Below are 19906 nucleotides of genomic sequence, written 5' to 3' on the forward strand. Positions count from 1 at the left end.
AATGAATGTTTAAATGCTTCTATATACTGTTTTAACCAAGAAGAGCGCAGAGGGCTCTTTTTTTTTGACCATTAGTTTGACTTTCTTTGACTTTTTGTTTGAAATTGTTTATTATGTGGTTAATACGGTAACAGTTTATAAAATAGGGACGTGTAATCGGCATGTCCACCAAATCCATTAACGATATTAAAGGGAGGTTTTTTGACGTGAGCTATGTTCCTATGGTAGTAGAACAAAGTAACCGCGGCGAACGCGCCTATGACATTTATTCCAGACTGTTGAAGGATCGCATTATTTTGTTGGGCTCGGACGTCAATGACGTAGTAGCCAACTCTATTATTGCGCAAATGCTGTTTTTGGCTGCCGAAGATCCTGAAAAAGACATTCACTTGTATGTTAACAGCCCTGGCGGTTCGATCACAGCCGGTATGGCCATTTTCGATACGATGCAATACATTAAACCTGACGTGTCTACGATTTGTGTAGGTATGGCGGCTTCTATGGGTGCGTTCTTGCTGAACGCAGGTGCCAAGGGCAAACGTTTTGCTTTGCCAAACAGCGAGATTATGATTCACCAACCGCTGGGTGGCGCACAAGGTCAAGCAACGGATATTGAAATCCGCGCCCGCCGCATTCTGAAAATGCGCGACAAATTGAACCGCATTCTCGCAGATCGCACAGGCCAACCACTGGAACGCATTGAAAAAGACACAGATCGTGACTATTTCATGTCCGCTGATGATGCCAAGGAATACGGTATTATTGATAAAGTGCTAACTAGCTCCTCTCCAGAAGGTGTATAAGAGAACGACTTATGGCCTCTGAATAGCTGGTAAACCAAAAAGGCTGCCCCGGATGATCTTATCCGGTAGGCAGCTTTTTTTAATTTCTACTATTCATTCTTCCCCGCAAAAGGCTTGCCGCCTTGAGGCAACAATTGAGCAAACGAATAAGTGAACTCAGGAATGCCATACGCATAAGGCCCATAATCATATAAATCAAATACAATCGTCACACTGCTATTCGTTACATAGAAATTCGGATTAGCGGAAATACCCTGGAAGTTACCAAAGCCGCCTTCATTCACCATTGAACCATTAATTTTTTTCTTCAGGTCGTTATTGAGAAATTGTTTGTAATTGGGATTTGCTTTCAGTACGTCAGACAATTGAAGCAGTTTGCCATCGGACAGCGAGAATGTGTATCCTTTACGGGCAGTCATGCCATGTGCACCACCTGTATACGAGTAATCCTGCATAATTACACTCAGAATACCATCCTTGTTATAGGCAATTGCAAAATCATTGCCAAACTCATACGGTCTTTGCGCCGTAGCGTCTCCCTCAGCCACTTGCTTTTTACCTGCTGCCAGCACCTCTTCCGCATACTTTTTAAGCACACCGTTAATCGCCTGCTGAGCTTCGGTTTCCAACTGACTACCACTGATTTGTGGGTATTTGACCTTGTAAGACACCTTCGAGTCACTTGTAACTGCAAGGAATTGGGAAGTAATCGTGATCGGATTTAGCTGGCTTTTGCTTAAGGTTACAGTTTTCTGATCTGCATTCCACTGAGCATCTATTCCGAGATAATCTTTTAGCAGGCTCATCGGAATATAGAGCTTCCCGCCGATCTTCTTGGCATCCATGCTACGCGTGTTGATTCCATTGATATTGACATAAGTGCCCGAGGAAGAAGACATGATGAAAAGCTTATTGTACCCGCTACCTACGGTATAAGTCGCTGTTTTGACATCATAGCTCACCGGAATTCCCAGGCTGTCGCGCAATACTGCTACCGGAATCAGTGTGCTTCCGTTCACCTGAATCCCTTTGATCGCCAACGTTTTACCGTTCCATTGGATAGAAATACCTGGTTGCTGTACTGTAGCCTGCTGTTCAGTCGATGCTGCCTCAATATAGGAAACGGGAATAACTGCGACTCCTGCTAAAAATCCCGCTACCAGCAGTGCGGAGCCCCATTTTTCCATATACTTGTTCATATGAAGTATTCCTCCCGTTGTAGATGTGTTGTACTCTATGTGTATTGATTACTTTATTTATTATATCTATACCCCGATGTTGGTAGTTTACAATTTGTACACTCTCCGATTTCAATCTGTACATCTAGTAATCCCCAGCTGTTACAGACTCATTACAAAATAGTCTGGACATATAAAAAAGCCAGCAAGCCATCCTGCAAATAAAGCAGGGCGCTTGTGGCTTCGTTATAATCTGTACGTTAGTTCAATTCGTATTGTGCCGACACTTGGACTTTCACAGTCACTTGACCGGACTGTATCTCTGTTCCGCCATTTGTATCCAAGAGCGACTTATTCATAGCAGCCTCAGGTTGCGTGAAGATTTGGGTATTTCCTCCATCTACCGTTACGTTCAATAGAGTTCCAAGCCCACGTTTGGTTGCCTTGGCTACAGCACTGGCTTTGGATTGAGCATTTCCCAACGCCTTGGCAATCGCTTCTTCTTCATAAGCTGAAGAGTTTTCTACCGAGAAACGCACACTGTCCACGTCGTTCGCTCCAGACTGTGAGGCCTCATCCAGTAATTGACCTATATTATCCAAATTACGGTATTTGACAGAAAGCGTATGGTTGGCAATATAACCCTTGAGCTTCTGTCCTCCTTTTTCGTCATAGGTATAGTTAGGCTGCACGTAGAACTGGCTCGTCTGAATGTCGCCCGCACTGATGCTCCACTTTTCTTTCAGCAGTTGTGTGACCTTACTTATTTTAGCGGCGTTGGCTTTTTGGGCAGCGGCTGCTGTATTTCCTTCAGATTGCACGCCGATGGATAGATAGGCAATATCGGGCTTAACCAATACTTCCCCGCTTCCACTCACATTAATCAAACTGCTTACCGCCGTAGCTGTTGACGCGGCATAGGCGCGATCTGCTCCTGTCCACAATCCTCCCGCTACTCCTCCTGCCAATAATACTCCTGCCAGTACTGCTGTGTTTGCAGCTTTTGTCCAATGTTTCATCATATCTGCCTTCTTTCTTGATGATGTGTGTACCTTCTAGACGGAAATGAAGGGAAAAGGTTGCAGCTAGACGCCACATTTTCGAGCAAAGTACCACTTACAGGATGTAAATTACTTGTAGCTCAGGGCCAAACATAGCGGCAGTATTCAAAGAGACCACATTGGAGCAGCCAACGTGAGATTGCCCACTCTGTTTTTTCTGGATACAAAAAAAGCCCCGAAGGGGCTTTTCACTAGGAGCATATATCATATCACAAAGCAGATGTTTGCTTATTGATTTTCCAGCTCTACCTTACTAACCATACTTACTAAAGCGTTTACAGCCTGCTCAGCGTCCGCACCTTCAGCACTAATGTTAATTTCAGTACCTGTACTGATGGCAAGGCTCATAATACCCATGATGCTCTTGGCATTAACCTTTTTGTCTTCTTTTTCCACAAAAATCTCAGATGAATATTTATTCGCTTCTTGTACGAACAACGCAGCAGGTCTAGCATGCAGTCCTGTTTTCAAGCGTACGACTACCGGATGTTTTAACACGTCAGCTTACCCCCTCATCAAATAAATCTGGATATTACTTACTCCATTTTATTTATCACATTATAACATCAACCCGGGACAGACACTAGAAAAAAAACTAAAAAACGTGGCTGAAAGTCCCACGGACACTCTTTTTACGGAATCAGGCCGTTTTCTCCCCTGATTTTGTCAGCCATCTCGTCAATTTTGCGAAGTCGATGATTTACACCCGATTTACTCACGACCCCTTTGAGCATTTCCCCGACTTCTTTCAAATTCAAGTCAGGATGGGCGAGACGAATTTCTGCCACCTCGCGCAGCTTATCTGGCAGCGTATCCAGCCCAACTTCCCTTCCCAGCAGCTTGATATTCTCAATTTGCCGGACAGCAGCTCCAATCGTCTTGTTCAGATTAGCCGTTTCACAATTAACAATCCGGTTCACGGAATTGCGCATATCGCGCATGATGCGGACATCCTCGAATTTGAACAAAGCCTGATGCGCCCCAATGATGCTGAGAAGCTCAATGATCTTTTCGCCTTCCTTGATGTAGAGAATAAAGCCTTTTTTTCGTTCAATGCAGCGCGCATTCAAATGAAACTCATTCGCCAGATCGACTAGCGCCTGACAATGCTCCTCATACATCGAGGAAATCTCCAGATGGTAAGACGATCCCTCCGGATTGTTCACAGAACCACCTGCCATAAAAGCGCCCCGCAGATAAGCCCGCTTACAACAGTTTTTCCGAATGATATCCCGATTAATCCCGTCCGTGAAAAAGAACCCTTCTGATACGATGTAAAGATCCTTTAACAGCTCTTGTACACCGCTTGGAATGCGGACAATGTACACGTTATTTTTTTTCAGGCGCATTTTTTTCCGTACAAGCAGCTCGATATGAACTTGAAAATGCTTTTTGATCAAGGAGTAAATCCGCCTTGCAATCGCGGCATTTTCTGTGGACACATCCAATATCACCCTTTTATTGGACAGTTGTACGGACCCGAGCATACGTATGAGCGCAGATAGTTCCGCTTTTTCACAGCAGGGCTGGCTTTCAAACATCGTAAGCTCTTTTTTGGTTTGTGCCGCAAAGGACAAGGGGCTCACCTCCTTCTTAATATCCAGTTTTGTACCAATTGGTAAATGTGCTGGCTCAGTTTGTCGGCATCATGCCGTAAATAGGTGTGGAACAGAACAAGTGTATCTGCCACTACTTTATACCCCCGACCGGTCAGCTCACCCATGTCCACTTGAACTGGCTTGGCACCCTGCTCGGCATACATTTCCTGTACCTGAGGCGGAATTTCTCCATTATTGACGATCACATAATCAAACAGATGATGCCCTACATGCTCATAAATAGCCTGCAAGTGGTCCCCCACTGTATATCCATCCGTTTCGCCCGGCTGAGTCATCACGTTGCAGACGAATATTTTGATAGCGTCTGATTTCACCACAGCCTCTGCAAGCTTCGGTACGAGTAGATTGGGCAAAATGCTGGTGTACAGACTGCCAGGACCAATCAGGATCGCATCGGCCTCATTAATGGCCTCTACAGCCTCAGGCAACGGCTCCACGTGAGTCGGTTCAAGAAAAACACGTTTGATTCTGCCGCCCGCTTCCGGGATTTTGGATTCACCGGTAACCACCGTGCCATCCTCCATTTCGGCACTCAGCACAACGCCTTCTTCAGCCGCCGGCAGCACACGCCCCCGTACAGCAAATACACGGCTAAGCTCACGCACCGCCGTCACAAAATCTCCCGATATATCGGTCATCGCCGCCAAAATCAGGTTACCCAGACTATGGCCTGCCAAGCCTGATCCTGCGCCGAAACGGTATTTCAGCATATCGGACATCACCGGCTCTACATCAGCCAGTGCAGTCAGCACATTACGAATATCCCCCGGAGGGGGCATTTGCAGCTCACTGCGCAATATCCCGGAGCTTCCGCCATCGTCAGCGACTGTAACAATAGCCGTAATATCCAGCGGCTTTTGTTTCAACCCCCGCAGCATGACGGACAAGCCGGTTCCGCCGCCCATAACAACAATACGAGGGCGCTCCCGTTGTAATCCGGTCTCTTTCATGTTTTCACCTCTTTAATGCCGGTCGCGATCAGCATCCCGATGTGAAACAGAAACGGATTCTGTTTCACTGGCACCCAGCATTTTTCCTAAATATTCAGATATCGCGACAGAACGATGCTTACCGCCGGTACAGCCGATACCGATAATGACCTGGCTCTTACCTTCCTTGCGATATTGCGGAATCAAAAAATGTAGCATATCCAACAGTTTGGTCAGAAATGCCTGAGTCTCAGGCCATTTCATAACATAATCATACACATCGCTGTCCTGCCCGGTGTGTGGCCGCAATTGGTCCACATAGTGAGGATTGGGCAGGAAACGCACGTCAAATATAAGATCGGCATCAATAGGAATACCATATTTGAAGCCGAAAGAGGTAATGTTTACGGAAAGCATGCTGCTCTCCAGATGAGAAAATCGGGAAATAATTCGCGCCTTTAGAGTTGCAGGCTTCATCACACTTGTATCAATGACCTGTGTTGCCGAGCTTTTCAGCTCCTCCAACATTTTGCGCTCCAGTCGTATTCCGTCCAGAGGCATACCATCCGGAGCAAGCGGGTGGCGGCGACGGCTTTCCTTGTATCGCTGTACGAGAACACCGTCATTGGCATTCAGGAATAAAATTTCACAATGAATCGTAAAATGATCCTTAATATAGTTCAATGATTCCGACAAGGCCGTAAAAAATTCTCGCCCGCGCAAGTCAATCACCAGCGCCACTTTGCCTATCTTACCGTTGGACTGTTCAATTAATTCAGCAAATTTGGGAATCAGCACAGGCGGTAAATTATCAACGCAGAAGAAGCCCAAGTCTTCCAGGCTTTGCACTGCAATGGTCTTCCCTGCGCCTGACATTCCCGTAATAATAATGAGTGTTGCCCACGGCGCAGCGTTTTTTAAGTTGTCTGTCATATGGACTTCCCTCTCCCTTTGCTTCTTCACTCTATGTCAGTAACTATGGATCAGGAGCGCAGCAGCAATCCGGCTGCTCCTACGATACCCGCGTCATTGCCAAGCGATGCCGGAACAATAGATACCCCTTGCTGGAGCGGCTCAGGTGCCAGCCTGCTAAATACCAGACCCATCTCTTCGAACAAGAAATCACCCGCTTTGGAAACACCACCGCCTACAATAAACAGTTCCGGATTTAGCACAGTGGCAACCGCTACCATAGATTTCCCCAAATAAAAGGCAGCCCGTTGCACGATACGCAGCGCGACCTCATCCCCGGCCTTGGCCGCATCAAATACTTCCTTGGCGGCGATTTGGGCTTCCAGCGCCAGGGAAGTCCGATCTCCACGTTCCACAGCGCCATTTGCCATACGGATAATGCCCGTTGCGGAAGATACGGTTTCCAGGCAACCCATTTTGCCGCATCCACACTGAATAGCCTCCAGATCCGGTACAACGCTCATATGACCAATTTCTCCAGCCATGCCTGAGAAACCTTGATATATTTTACCATTAATAATAATACCACCGCCAACACCGGTACCCAGGGTATAGCATACGCAGTTTTCTATGCCTTTGCCCGCCCCAGCCCAAGCTTCGCCAAGTGCAGCGACATTAGCATCATTGTCTATTTTTACAGGCTTGCCAATCCGTTCCTCCAGCAGCGCACGAATCGGTACGTCACGAAAGCCAATATTGGGAGCGAGGACTATAATACCTTCGCGAACATTCGTAAAACCGGCAACGCCCGCTCCGACACCCTTCAGTTGATCCCATTCATAGGGAGATTGCTCAACAATGTGCCGCACATATTTTTCGATATTGCTGATCACAACGTCTACACCCTTAGCTGTTTCCGTTGGTCCTTCGTATGTGTGCAAAAGCTGTCCGTCTTCATTACAAATGCCCACCTTGATTGCTGTACCGCCCAAATCGACACCCACATAGACACTTTCAGACATGTTCCAAGCCACCTTTATGTTTACTTAAAAACCGTGTATGAAATATATGTTTAAAATCTTGACTTCATAATAGTTACCTACGTTCCAACTATAATTGAAGCCCCCGTTACGGTCAAGGACACTTCCCTGTTGGAAAGCACAGGATTAGCGGAACCTCAGGTCTCTTCATCCATAAAAAGGAGAAGGCCTGTGCAGATGCAGCAGGCTTTCTCTTCCTGAATCTAAGGCACGGCTTAACAGGGCCTACCCTCGCCCTCACCTTAGCCATATTGTATCCTGTAGCTTTCTTTATTGATCCAGTGTTTCGCTCCAGTCATGAACGGCGCTGCCTTCGAGATATTTCTCGCAGTCCATAGCCGCCATACAGCCCGTTCCCGCAGCCGTAATGGCTTGACGATAACGGTTATCCTGCACGTCCCCGCAGGCAAACACCCCGGGAATGTTCGTTTCTGTCGTTCCTGGCTTCACTTGAATATAGCCAAGATCGTCTGTACTGATTTGACCGTTCAGGAAGCCTGTATTAGGCGTATGTCCGATGGCCACGAACACACCATCTGCCTCGATCAACTCATCCTGGTTCGTTTCATTATTGTGTACCTTCAAGCCCTTTAATCCCGTTTCTCCCGTTACGACCTCCACAGGAGTCCGGTTTAACGCCCAATGTACTTTTTCATTTTCCCGTGCGCGATCCTGCATAATTTTAGACGCCCGCAGCTCATCGCGACGGTGAACCAAGGTTACGCTGGAAGCAAACCGGGTCAGGAAGCTGGCTTCCTCCATGGCTGAATCGCCTCCGCCCACTACAACGATCTTTTTCCCACGGAAAAAGAAGCCGTCGCAGGTCGCGCAAGTGCTGACTCCGCGTCCTACATTGTCCTGTTCACCCGGAATACCGAGATATCTGGCGGACGCGCCTGTGGCAATAATCACCGACTTCGCCTCAATGATGCCTTTTCCCTCTACCTTCACTTTAAATGGGCGCTTGCTGAAATCCACTTCCTCTACCCAGCCGGAAGTAAATTCAGCGCCAAAAAGTTCGGCCTGCTTGCGCATGTTATCCATCAACTCAGGTCCGAGGATGCCTTGCTCAAAACCCGGGAAATTTTCAATTTCGGTCGTTGTGGTAAGCTGTCCGCCGGGCTGCATTCCCTCAATGATCAGTGGATTCATGTTCGCGCGCGCCAAATAAATAGCGGCTGTGTAGCCTGCAGGACCTGTACCAATAATTATGGAATTATACATACGTTTGTTGCCTCCTTCTAAATCGTGTTTGTAGCAGGTCTTAAACCTGCTTTTTAAACGTGGAGAGCGGCTGTTTCATCTTCTGCTTGATACCGCACACGTTGTCAATCTGGCGTGCATAGCGACTTACGGTCGATACGGAAATACCATAACGGTCAGCTACTTCCTGATAGGTCACCGAATGATGATGCATTTTGGCTGTCAAGTATTCCAGCGCCGCTGCCCATCCCTCAGTATGCTGAACAATCGGAGCTTCTGGGGCAAGCCGATCCAGATATTCCAGCCAAAGTGACCTCAAATCGCGCTGCATGACCGGATCAGACGGCTTGCTCATAACGGCAAGTACCTTATCCAGCACTGCCTGCCATTTCGGATGGACAGTTGAATGGGCAGACACCTCATCTTCGGATACGTGGTGAACCTTCTCTGACTCTGGTTGCAGAAGTCGTTCTCTTTCCTGATTTGCCTCCTGTATGTCCTTAACTGACGGCTCCGTCAGCTCTTGCAGCACTTGCAAGGCGCGCCGTTTCAACTCGCCTTCCTGATCCGGGTCTTCTACGAAGGATTCCAATGCCTGCCGCACCTCATCGTCACCGATCAGGCTTAGTGCCTGAATGACTTGAAACTGGGTCGCTCGATCACCGTGGCGCAACGCCCAGAAGAAGGAAGACCTAATTAGCGGGTCCCGCTTCATACTGTCAGGCACCTGGTCAGCTCCGAACTTCTCCCACATGCGGAATTGTTCCTCAAAGGGGAGGTGATAATGGTAGCTGAGTACTTGTAGCGGTGTACCCTCCTGCTGGAGCTCCTCCAGCCGGGACAGGAAGAACCGTGGAACTTCCGAGGAAGCATCCTGCTTTTGCAAATGGCACCACAACCGACGGGCTTCTGGATATCTTCCCGTATTGCTGGCAGCCACCGCCGTATAATGGTACAGGGAGGCGTCATCATTGTTCTCTCCGTCACCTTGAAGCAATCTGCGAAAATGTCTGTAGGCCTCCTCATGACGTCCGAGAATCCCCATCGTAGTAGCCAGCTTGAATACCTGCTCCTCCTGAAATGGTATGGTGACTGCCAACGTTTGAATCAGACGATCCAATTCAGGGCCGCCACCCTCATGCTGATAAAAGATCGCCAGATTGCACAGCGCATGCAAATTGCCCGGTTCATCTTCCAGCACCCGAAGAATGGTAGTCTTCGCATTTTGAAACAGTCCCATGTAGTAATACGCCAGCGCCAGATTGTTCCGCGCAGCGAACATGTCCGGCTGTTCCTCAGAAATTTGCTTAAGCAATTGGGCCGCCTGAGCAAACTTCCCTTCCTCCAGCAAGACACGGGCCTGATCATGCTCAACCACTCCCTGCCGGGCCTTAATACGATTCAGCTTGGTTGGACGGTCCAGCTCATAATAGAGCAGCTCCATCATTTCTTCGGCTTCATCGAGAAACTGTCCTTCTTCGTCCTCCTCCAAATACGTGACCAAGGCTTTCTCCGCTTCTTCAAACTGCTCCATATTGGCGTAATTGTTCGCCATATAGAAATAACACTCTGTCATCGACGGGTCTACGTCACTCAGAACAGAGGACAGAATCTCATTCGAACCTGCATAATTCCCCATCTCTGATAATATACCCGCCATATTACAATGATTCACCGGATTATCCGGTTCATATTCAACGGCTTTGCGAAAATATTTCAATGCCTTGTCATAATGATTGCGATCAAGCGAGCGCACAGCTTTCTCAAAAAAGAAAGATGCGTCGAAACGCAAAACAATAATTTTAGGGCTAGGTCCCGAAGCTCGCAGATGTTTCCCTTTCATAAATAACAAAGGCACCTCCTTTAACTGTAACTGGCATGTTCATACCCTTCAGTATACCACAACTTTAAAAAGACTTGACAGTAGCGTATGCTTCATACTAAAAAACGGAACCAAGCTCTGGCCCAGCCACTGGAAAATGAGTGAATAAGCCAAATAGCCGTATGCGCCTTCATATGTAAAAAGGTAGCGTTCGGCTGGTCATCAGGCTATATACTAGGCAGAACATAGACATCAAAGCGTTAACGGCACCATCGACCGCTCACGCTGCCGGAATACGGCAAGCTCACGATACCCGACCTCATGCAGAAGCGCGCGCGCCTTCTCCAAATGCTCGGACAGCTTCGCCGGATCATGGGCATCCGAACCTACGGTCAGCGGGATGCCTAGCGCCAGCGCCTCCTCCAGCATGCGGCGGCTCGGGAACATCTCTGCACAGGGCTTGGATAGCCCCGATGCATTCAGCTCGATCGCCCGCCCGCTGCGGGCAACAGCCGAGAGTGTAGAGCGCTCCAGCTCACGCAGCTCCTCCGCTTCCTCCGGCTTCGGATAGTGGCCGAAACGCTTAATGACATCCAGATGCCCCATGATGTCATATAACCCCGTCGCTGCCGCTTTGGAAACCGCATCGTAATAAGTCTGGTACACCTCCAGCACATTTTTGCCTTCCCAATGGTGTACCTGACGGTAATCCGTTACATCCCACTCCTCGAGAAAATGTACGGAACCAATCACATAATCCCACGGATATGCGGTGATGATGTCTTCAATTTCCCGTTCCCAGCCCTCGATGTAGTCGCCTTCCAAGCCGACACGAATGTCAATCTGTCCCTTATAGCGCTCCTTTAATTCCAGACATTCTTCCACATATCGGGGCAGCTCCTCCATAGGCATCGCCATCTCCGGGTAATAGTCGGCCGGATTTACATGCAGTAGCGGCATATGATCGGACAGGCCGAGCTGATCCAGCCCCAGCCGAATACCCTGCTGCACATACTCTTCCAGATTTCCTATCGCATGACCGCAGCGGGCATGATGCGTATGATAGTCAATTTTCATGCGGCACTCCCCTCTTTCAGCGCTACGTCACCCATTTTAATCACGCCGGGGACGCTCATGACGGCGGTTCAGCTCAGCCAGCACATCATCCAGCGGTAGTTTGCGCTCCTGTAACAGTACCAGCAAGTGATAAATCAGATCGCTGACCTCCAGACGAAGCTCCTCATTATCCTTATTCTTGGCAGCAATGATCGTCTCGGATGCTTCTTCGCCAACCTTTTTCAGAATCTTATCCACGCCTTTGTCAAAAAGGTAGGTCGTATAGGCCCCTTCAGGACGTGTCACTTCCCGCTCCTTAATGATTGCTTCCAACTGGGCAAGCACCTCAAAGCGGTCTGTTGCAGCATAAGTCGTGCCCGTTTGAGTCGCCACCGGCGCTTGGCCACCGGCATTTTCCAAAGCAGGGGCTACAGCCGTTCCTGGAGCGGAAATTTCACGAAAAAAGCAGCTCGTCGCTCCGGTATGGCAGGCAGGACCATTCGGAATCACACGAACAAGCAGAGCGTCACCGTCACAATCCAGCTGAATGGAGGTGATTTTTTGCGTATTCCCCGAGGTTGCCCCCTTGTGCCACAACTCCTGTCTGGAACGGGACCAAAACCACGTCTCTCCCGATGCCAGAGAAAGCTTCAGCGATTCTCGGTTCATGTAGGCCAGTGTCAATACTTGAAGCGTGCCATCATCCTGCACAATCGCCGAGACAAGTCCCGCTTCATTCCAGCGGATATTATCCAATACCTGTTCCAGAGATAGCTGCTGGTTCAATTCGTTGCTCATCGTATCTCCACTCCTCTGCGCTTCAAATCCCGTTTTAACTCGGGGATTCCTATTTCTTTATAGTGAAAAATCGTTGCCGCTAATCCAGCATCCGCTTTACCCGCCGTAAACACGTCATAAAAATGCTCCTGCTTGCCCGCTCCACCGGAAGCAATGACCGGAATACCTACGGTATCCGACACCGCAGAGGTCAGCGGCAGGTCAAAACCATCCTTGGTTCCGTCCGCATTCATGCTGGTCAACAGAATTTCGCCTGCCCCCAACCGTTCAGCCTCCTTGGCCCATACCAAGGCCCGAATGCCCGATGGAGTGCGGCCTCCGTGCGTATATACTTCCCATTCGCCCCACGCGTCATTGTACTTGGCATCCATCGCAACTACGATGCATTGTGAGCCAAAGCTGCGCGCACCCTCCGCAATCAGCTGAGGGTTACGAACGGCCGCCGTATTAATGCCGATTTTATCGGCCCCTGCACGCAGGATGCGCTTCATATCATCGACATGCGATATCCCACCGCCCACGGTGAAGGGAATGGCAATTTCCCCGGCTGTCTGACGAACCATCTCTTCCATGGTGGCGCGGCCTTCAACCGAAGCAGAAATATCCAGAAATACGATTTCGTCCGCACCTTCCCGGTCATAAAGCGCCGCCAGCTCTACCGGATCGCCTGCATCGCGTAAATTCACAAAATTGACGCCCTTAACCACCCTGCCATCCTTTACGTCCAAGCAGGGAATAATACGTTTAGCCAGCATGCCTACTCCCCCTATGCCTTTGCTACGGCTTGTACGGCGACCTGTAAATCAATGCTGCCTGTATACAATGCCTTACCCACAATAGCGCCGCCTACACCTTTTTGTGCATAGGCACTTAACGTAATCAGATCGTCCATCTTGCTGACACCGCCGGATGCAATCACGGTGCGTCCACTGCTTTTTGCAAGCGCCACGATCGCCTCCACATTCGGACCCTGCATCATTCCATCGCGAGAAATATCCGTAAAAATGAACGTTTCCGCGCCCTTGGAGGCCAGCTCAGCCGACAGTTCATCCGCTCGCACCCCCGAGGTTTCGAGCCACCCTCGTGTTGCTACATAGCCATTTCGTGCATCCAGACCGATTGCGATCCGGTCACCATAGGTGCCCAGCACAGCTTCCGTAAAAGCACGGTCCTCAATCGCCGCCGTGCCCAAAATCACGCGGCTCACGCCCAGTGACAACAGCCGCTCCACATGCTCGCGCGTACGCAAGCCACCGCCCACCTGTACGGGTACCTGTACTGCAGACGCGATGCGTCCGATCAGTTCATCGTTCACGGGTTGACCCGCTTTAGCACCGTCCAGATCGACCAAATGAATGTAGGAACCGCCCAAGCGTTCCCATTCCCGGGCGACCTCCACCGGATTTTCGTTGTATATCGTCTCCTGGTTATAATCACCCTGCACCAGCCGTACACATTTGCCATCGCGAATATCAATCGCCGGATATATCGTGAACAAAGCATGACCCCCTTGTGAGCTATTCAAAAATACCTATGTGTAATTACGCTCGCTCTTCCGCCTCCGCCAATTCCAAAAACTGACAAAGCAGCCGCATTCCCATTTCCCCACTTTTCTCTGGATGGAACTGCATACCGTATACATGGCCTCTGCCTACGATAGCTGTTACCGGCCCGCCATAATCGGTCACCGCCAACAAATCGCTTTCTACCTCCGGCTTGGCATGATAAGAATGCACAAAATATACATGTCCTTCCTCCAAGCCTTGCACCAACGGATGTTCCGGCTGCGTCATGTGCAGACGGTTCCAGCCCATATGTGGCACCTTTACGCCCAGATCAGGAGCAAAGCGCACGACCTCTCCCGGCAAAATATCCAGCCCCTCATGGCTGCCATATTCTTCGCCGCGAGTGAACAACAACTGCATCCCCAGGCAAACGCCGAGCAGCGGCTGCCCAGCGCTCGCGACCTCCTGAATGACCCGATCCAGACCACTGGAACGCAAATGCTCCATAGCGTCTCCGAACGCCCCTACACCCGGCAAAATCACACCGCTGGCGGAACGAATCATTTTCGCATCTCCTGTTACTACAGCCTCATAGCCGAGACGCTCAACCGCCTTGCTCACACTATGCAGATTGCCTCTGCCGTAATCCACAATGGCAATGGACATGGACTACAGCACTCCCTTCGTCGAAGGCACTCCCGTCACCCGCGGATCAATGGATGTCGCTTCATCCAGTGCACGTCCCAGTGCCTTGAACACCGCCTCGATCATATGGTGAGTATTTTGCCCGTAGTGAACAATGACGTGCAGCGTCATACGAGCCTCCAGCGCGAATTTCCACAGAAATTCATGCACCAGCTCCGTCGAAAAGCTCCCTACCTGCTGTGACGGATACTGCGCACGATACTCAAAATGCGGTCGGTTACTTAGATCCATGACGACCTGCGCGAGCGCCTCATCCATCGGTACAAAGACGCTGGCATAGCGCTTGATTCCTTTTTTATCACCTAACGATTCCAGCAAGGTTTGCCCCAGACAGATACCAATGTCCTCTACGGTATGGTGATCGTCGATGTCAACATCCCCTCTGGCCTGTACATTCAGGTCAAACTGTCCGTGCTTGGTGAACAAATCCAGCATATGATTCAGAAAAGGAACATCGGTCTCGATTTCAGCTTGCCCTGTGCCGTCTACCGCAAAAGATAGCTGAATATCCGTTTCGTTCGTCTTCCGGCTGACGCTGCCTGTACGTCCTGTTCCGTTATTCTCATTCCCCATCGCGACCCACCGCCTTCTTCTCATTGTCCAATCGAACCTGTATTGCCCTTGCGTGGCCTTCCAGCCCTTCATGCCGGGCAAGCTGCATAATCATCTCTCCATTGCGTAGCAGCGCTTCCTTGCTGTAATAGATCATACTCGACTTCTTGATAAAATCATCAATATCGACCGGAGAAGAGAACCGCGCGGTTCCATTGGTCGGAATAATGTGGTTAGGCCCGGCAAAATAATCGCCTACCGGCTCCGAGCTGTAAGCTCCTAGGAAAATCGCTCCCGCATTTTCGATCAGACCCACATGCTCCATCGGATTTTCAGTCATGATTTCCAAATGCTCCGGGGCAAGTTTGTTCACAATCTGGATCCCCTCATGCAACGTGTCAACGACAACAATCGCTCCGTAGGCATCAACCGATGCAGCAGCAATATCTCTGCGTGGCAGCTCTACTAATTGGCACTGCACCTCGGCTGAAACTTCAGCTGCCAAGCGTTGCGAGGACGTAACCAAAATGGCCGAGGCCATTTCGTCATGTTCTGCCTGCGAGAGCAGGTCAGCCGCTACATAAGAGGCATTCGCCGTATCGTCAGCCAGCACGACAATTTCACTCGGTCCTGCAATACTGTCGATATCCACCGCACCGTATACCTCGCGCTTCGCTAGCGCTACATAAATGTTGCCGGGGCCGCAAATTTTATCGACGGGTTCAATACGATCTGTCCCGTAAGCGAGAGACGCAATCGCCTGGGCTCCGCCAACCCGGTACATTTCTGTCACGCCCGCCTCTGCCGCAGCTACCAGTGTATATGGATCAATCCCCGCCTTGCCGCCTGTTGCCGGGGGTGTCACCATGACGATCTCCGGTACACCAGCCACCTGAGCCGGGATCACATTCATCAGCACCGAGGACGGGTAAGCCGCTTTACCGCCTGGAACATACACGCCTACCCGCTTCAACGGTCGGATAATCTGACCCAGCAAACTGCCGTCCGGTTGTAAATCCATCCACGAATTACGTTTTTGCTTTGTATGAAAAGCACGGATATTGTCCGCTGCCTCCCGAATCGCCTGCAAAAAAGAAGACTCCACCTTGCCATATGCCGCCTTCAATTCTTCCTCCGTCACACGGAGCTGCTCCGCCGTCAGCGATACACCATCGAACGATTCCGTATACCGCAGGACAGCCGCATCTCCCTCCTGCCGTACCGAACGAATAATCGCACGAACGGCTTCATTTTGCTCAGGTGTACCGTAATCCACCTCGCGCTGGAGATTGAAATCACGGGCTGATACGATCTTCATTGTCCCTTCCCCCTTACTTGCAGCTTGCAGAATGTTCTATTCTCCTAACCATTGGCCTATTCCTTAGTCCCTAGGTGCCACCGTAGTCGGAATCACTTGATGCAATCGGTCACACAATGCCTGAATCGGACCATTTTTCATCCGGTAGCTGACCCGATTGGCAATCAGCCGACTCGTAATATCCAAAATACTGATCTGCTCGACCAATCCGTTCTCTCTCAAGGTCTGCCCTGTTTCTACCATATCCACAATCCGGTCTGCCAATCCGATTAGCGGTGCCAACTCGATAGAACCATTCAGCTTGATAACCTCCACCTGCTGGCCTTGCTCCCGAAAATACTGGGAAGCCACATTCGGATACTTCGTAGCCACCCGCTGACGAATACCCGGCTGCCAATCCGGCAAAGCAATGACTGACATTCGGCAGCGGGCAATCCCCAGATCAAGCAGCTCATACACATCCTTGTTCTCTTCCAGCAAAACATCCTTGCCTACAATGCCGATATCCGCAGCTCCGTACTCCACATACGTGGGAACGTCGACCGGCTTCGCCATAATAAACTCCATTCCCAGTTCAGGCAGCGGAATAATCAGCTTGCGCGTATCATCTACATCTACTGGAATAGAAATCCCCGCTCGGCGAAACAGCTCAGAAGCCTGCTTATAAATCCGTCCCTTCGGCATGGCTACCTTCAACGTCTCCGTCATGGCAATTCCCTCCATTCTACCGGTTGTCTTTCTTCGACTGTGTAGCTGTAAACCTCTGCGTACAAGTCCTGTTGCTCGCGGCGGCGATCCTCAGGTCCACCCGTCAGCCCTGTCACCACAGTCCGTCCTGCTTCTCGAAGCTGTGCAGCAGCGGATAATGCCTCTCTGCGTCCCTGCTCATCATAACGAATGAGCACCAGGCGCTTCGCCTCGATCTGAATACCGTCCACGCCATCGACAATCCGGTTCGTCTTCAATGCGAATCCCGTGGCAGGAACGGAACGACCAAACTGCTCTAGCAGATTGTCATAGCGCCCTCCATTACATACGGGGAATCCGATTTCCGCCGCATAGCCCTCAAAAGTCATTCCTGTATAGTATGAAAAGTCTCCGATCATAGTAAGGTCAATTAGCACATGTTCAGATACGCCGTAACTCTCCATCACTTCCCATACCTCGCACAGATGCGCAATGGATTGGATCGTCTGCTGCTCGACGCTAAGACGGGTAGCCTGTTCGCAAATTTCTTTCCCCCCGCGAAGCCGAAGAATAGCCTCCAGCTTATCCCGATGTTCATGAGGCAAACCCAAAGCTTCAATCGCTGTCCGGTAGCCCACCACATCACGGTTCAATAGCAGCTCCTTTAGCGCTTGCTGTTCAGCCTGGCGACCCGGAATGATTTCCTCGAACAGACTGTTCAGGAATCCCACATGCCCCATGGCAATTTTAAAAGAGGACACTCCTGCCGCCTGCAACGATGCAATCGCCAGTGCCACGACCTCCGCGTCAGCCTCAGGCGAGTCATCGCCCACCAGCTCCACACCTGTCTGGAAAAACTCCGCTTCTCTTCCCGCCTCTTCCTCAATCGCCCGAAATACATTTGCGTGATAGGAGAGCCGGAGCGGTACTTCCTCTTCCTTCAACAGTGACGATACCACACGCGCAATCGGTGCGGTCATATCAGATCGCAACACCAGCGTAGTTCCCCGGTTATTGAGCAGCTTGAACAGCTTCCGATCCGAAGTAGAACTAGCCACACCCACCGTCTCGTAGTATTCCATCGTAGGCGTCATAATCTGACGGTAGCCCCAACGCTCCATGCATTCGAGCACATTCAATTCAATCGCCCGCAGCTTCGACACCGCAAGCGGAAGGTAATCCCGAACCCCTACAGGGATTTCAAATCCTTTTGGCTTGGTCATCTCTATCACCTCATGATTTCGCAATATCTTTATCATGGTAAAGTGCTAATAAACTAAAGTATATTCGATATACTATCACGCCCTGCCTGTGAACGTCAACCGAACGGAGCAGCCCATTTTTAGAGCCGCGTTGCGAAACGGTCTCCCTCTCTTTATTTTATCCATTATAGAATTCATGAATCCTATAAAAAAAGACTGTCAGCCTTTCAGCCAACAGTCATATCAACATATTCAACCACTCACCTGTTCACCTTTACCCCGCGACGGAGACTTTGGAACCGTACCCAGGCCAATCCAGGAATAAGGTACATAACGGAAACACAGCGTCACAATCAGCCATGAGCCAAACAGCGCCAACAGCCAACCTCCGGCAACAGAAAAGACATACTCTATCGGTGTTCCATGCAAATTCAGCTTACGATACACTCGCAAGAGCGCCGGATGGAGTAAATAAATACCGAAGGAACAGGCACCCAGCCAACTAATCCAAGTTCGCAACGCATAGTTAGCGTGACGGTATAAGAAAGCCGAGAACTGAAACAGCACCAGCGCAGATACAAGAGCATGTGCATGACGCAACAGCTCATAGATCAACGAATCTGCATAGATCGCTTCCCGATACGCTACAAACCATATCTGCACATAGACTATGCCCAGCAACAGCCAAGCCGCCCACAAACCATACCAACTGATCAGCTGTCCACGGCCGATTGACGTACCTGATGACGGAAGAAGCCACTTTTTAAACCCCTCATATCCAATCGCTACCGCTGCCCCCAAAGCAAAATAACTGACATACGTAATCGCCAGGCTCCCTCTTTCCACCTGCCAAACATACTTATTCAGCAACACAAGGCCCCATTGAATAACCAGCCCTGCTGATAAAATAATAATAGCCGCTTTCCGCGGACTCGATATCCATTGCCGCAAACGCTGCACTCCCCACAACAACAGCGGGAAGACCAAATAAAATTGGATAATAATAATGACATAATATAAATGCGTGTACGCCTTTCCCGTTAACAGCACAAGCGGAAGATCACTGATCGGCATCAACCCGCGTGTCACCAAGGTCAAATAGTAGACAAGGGAGAATAAAACATATGGCAACACAATAAACATCAACCTTTTCCGAAAAAACACAAGCATATCCTTGCCACGAAGCGGCCTATCCACATAATTGTAAAATAGAACAAACCCGCTCACAAAAATGAACACCGGCACCGCAAAGCTACTGAATACATTTAAAAATAAAAATGGATAAAACAACAGGGAGTGACGTGCATCAATCAATGCCATTGAGGTCGCATGAATCGTAATAACGGATGCGATCAATATTCCCCGGTAGATATCAATCTCTGGTATACGTTCCTTTTTGACCAAATCAACACACTCCTATATCGATTGGCTACTTCTATGCCTATTTTCATTTTTAACTACAACCAACACGGCTTCCCTTACTTATTATACAAAAAATAACACAAAAAGGCCCCCT

General features: G+C 49.6%; 20 protein-coding genes. 1 reads left to right on the forward strand and 19 read right to left on the reverse strand.

Features of this window, described 5'->3' with window-relative positions; genetic code table 11:
• The first annotated feature begins 206 nt into the window (after nt 1-206).
• Nucleotides 207-803, forward strand: a complete 597-nt coding sequence (gene clpP, locus ACWGOO_RS18645; protein ID WP_025686039.1) for an ATP-dependent Clp endopeptidase proteolytic subunit ClpP — start codon at nt 207-209, stop codon at nt 801-803.
• A gap of 89 nt (nt 804-892) precedes the next feature.
• Here clpP and ACWGOO_RS18650 read toward each other — a convergent pair whose 3' ends face one another.
• From ACWGOO_RS18650 to ACWGOO_RS18740, 19 genes are all read right to left on the reverse strand, one after another.
• On the reverse strand, nt 893-2002 hold the full coding sequence (locus ACWGOO_RS18650) for a PdaC/SigV domain-containing protein (RefSeq protein ID WP_452485854.1): 1110 nt from the start codon (nt 2000-2002) through the stop codon (nt 893-895).
• A gap of 239 nt (nt 2003-2241) precedes the next feature.
• Nucleotides 2242-3000 carry an SIMPL domain-containing protein gene (locus tag ACWGOO_RS18655; RefSeq protein WP_452485855.1) on the reverse strand — a complete coding sequence of 253 codons (759 nt, stop codon included), beginning with the start codon at nt 2998-3000 and terminating at the stop codon, nt 2242-2244.
• Between the two features lie 270 nt (nt 3001-3270).
• The gene (locus ACWGOO_RS18660; protein WP_452485857.1) at nt 3271-3540 is read right to left on the reverse strand and encodes an HPr family phosphocarrier protein; all 270 of its coding nucleotides are present in this window, start codon (nt 3538-3540) and stop codon (nt 3271-3273) included.
• Between the two features lie 134 nt (nt 3541-3674).
• On the reverse strand, nt 3675-4619 hold the full coding sequence (gene whiA, locus ACWGOO_RS18665) for a DNA-binding protein WhiA (RefSeq protein WP_452485859.1): 945 nt from the start codon (nt 4617-4619) through the stop codon (nt 3675-3677).
• A gap of 5 nt (nt 4620-4624) precedes the next feature.
• A complete protein-coding gene (locus tag ACWGOO_RS18670; RefSeq protein ID WP_452485861.1) occupies nt 4625-5611 on the reverse strand; it encodes a gluconeogenesis factor YvcK family protein in 987 nt (328 codons plus the stop codon).
• 12 nt (nt 5612-5623) lie between these two features.
• Nucleotides 5624-6523, reverse strand: coding sequence for an RNase adapter RapZ (gene rapZ, locus ACWGOO_RS18675; protein WP_013308254.1), 900 nt, complete (start codon nt 6521-6523; stop codon nt 5624-5626).
• A 50-nt stretch (nt 6524-6573) separates the two neighbouring features.
• The gene (locus ACWGOO_RS18680; RefSeq protein WP_452485863.1) at nt 6574-7524 is read right to left on the reverse strand and encodes an ROK family glucokinase; all 951 of its coding nucleotides are present in this window, start codon (nt 7522-7524) and stop codon (nt 6574-6576) included.
• A gap of 288 nt (nt 7525-7812) precedes the next feature.
• Complete coding sequence (gene trxB / locus ACWGOO_RS18685) at nt 7813-8766, reverse strand: thioredoxin-disulfide reductase (RefSeq protein ID WP_452485865.1); 954 nt, start codon at nt 8764-8766, stop codon at nt 7813-7815.
• 40 nt (nt 8767-8806) lie between these two features.
• On the reverse strand, nt 8807-10588 hold the full coding sequence (locus ACWGOO_RS18690) for a tetratricopeptide repeat protein (protein WP_452485867.1): 1782 nt from the start codon (nt 10586-10588) through the stop codon (nt 8807-8809).
• A 231-nt stretch (nt 10589-10819) separates the two neighbouring features.
• Nucleotides 10820-11644: a histidinol-phosphatase HisJ gene (hisJ, locus tag ACWGOO_RS18695; protein WP_452485869.1), complete on the reverse strand. Its 825-nt coding sequence runs from the start codon at nt 11642-11644 to the stop codon at nt 10820-10822.
• Nucleotides 11645-11680: 36 nt separating this feature from the next.
• Nucleotides 11681-12421: a bifunctional phosphoribosyl-AMP cyclohydrolase/phosphoribosyl-ATP diphosphatase HisIE gene (gene hisIE / locus ACWGOO_RS18700; protein WP_452485871.1), complete on the reverse strand. Its 741-nt coding sequence runs from the start codon at nt 12419-12421 to the stop codon at nt 11681-11683.
• Complete coding sequence (gene hisF / locus ACWGOO_RS18705; protein WP_452485873.1) at nt 12418-13176, reverse strand: imidazole glycerol phosphate synthase subunit HisF; 759 nt, start codon at nt 13174-13176, stop codon at nt 12418-12420. The genes hisIE and hisF overlap by 4 nt, the downstream gene beginning before the upstream one ends.
• An 11-nt stretch (nt 13177-13187) precedes the next feature.
• Complete coding sequence (gene hisA / locus ACWGOO_RS18710) at nt 13188-13919, reverse strand: 1-(5-phosphoribosyl)-5-[(5-phosphoribosylamino)methylideneamino]imidazole-4-carboxamide isomerase (protein WP_452485875.1); 732 nt, start codon at nt 13917-13919, stop codon at nt 13188-13190.
• Nucleotides 13920-13962: 43 nt separating this feature from the next.
• Complete coding sequence (gene hisH, locus ACWGOO_RS18715; protein ID WP_452485877.1) at nt 13963-14592, reverse strand: imidazole glycerol phosphate synthase subunit HisH; 630 nt, start codon at nt 14590-14592, stop codon at nt 13963-13965.
• Nucleotides 14593-14595: 3 nt separating this feature from the next.
• Complete coding sequence (gene hisB, locus ACWGOO_RS18720) at nt 14596-15204, reverse strand: imidazoleglycerol-phosphate dehydratase HisB (RefSeq protein ID WP_452485879.1); 609 nt, start codon at nt 15202-15204, stop codon at nt 14596-14598.
• Complete coding sequence (hisD, locus tag ACWGOO_RS18725; RefSeq protein WP_452485881.1) at nt 15194-16501, reverse strand: histidinol dehydrogenase; 1308 nt, start codon at nt 16499-16501, stop codon at nt 15194-15196. The genes hisB and hisD overlap by 11 nt, the downstream gene beginning before the upstream one ends.
• A gap of 63 nt (nt 16502-16564) precedes the next feature.
• The gene (gene hisG, locus ACWGOO_RS18730) at nt 16565-17209 is read right to left on the reverse strand and encodes an ATP phosphoribosyltransferase (protein WP_452485883.1); all 645 of its coding nucleotides are present in this window, start codon (nt 17207-17209) and stop codon (nt 16565-16567) included.
• A complete protein-coding gene (locus ACWGOO_RS18735; RefSeq protein ID WP_452485885.1) occupies nt 17206-18411 on the reverse strand; it encodes an ATP phosphoribosyltransferase regulatory subunit in 1206 nt (401 codons plus the stop codon). Before ACWGOO_RS18735 ends, hisG begins: the two co-directional genes overlap by 4 nt.
• Before the next feature lie 231 nt (nt 18412-18642).
• The gene (locus ACWGOO_RS18740) at nt 18643-19794 is read right to left on the reverse strand and encodes an acyltransferase (RefSeq protein ID WP_452485887.1); all 1152 of its coding nucleotides are present in this window, start codon (nt 19792-19794) and stop codon (nt 18643-18645) included.
• Nucleotides 19795-19906 lie beyond the last annotated feature (112 nt).

Source organism: Paenibacillus sp. NPDC055715, from assembly GCF_053617595.1.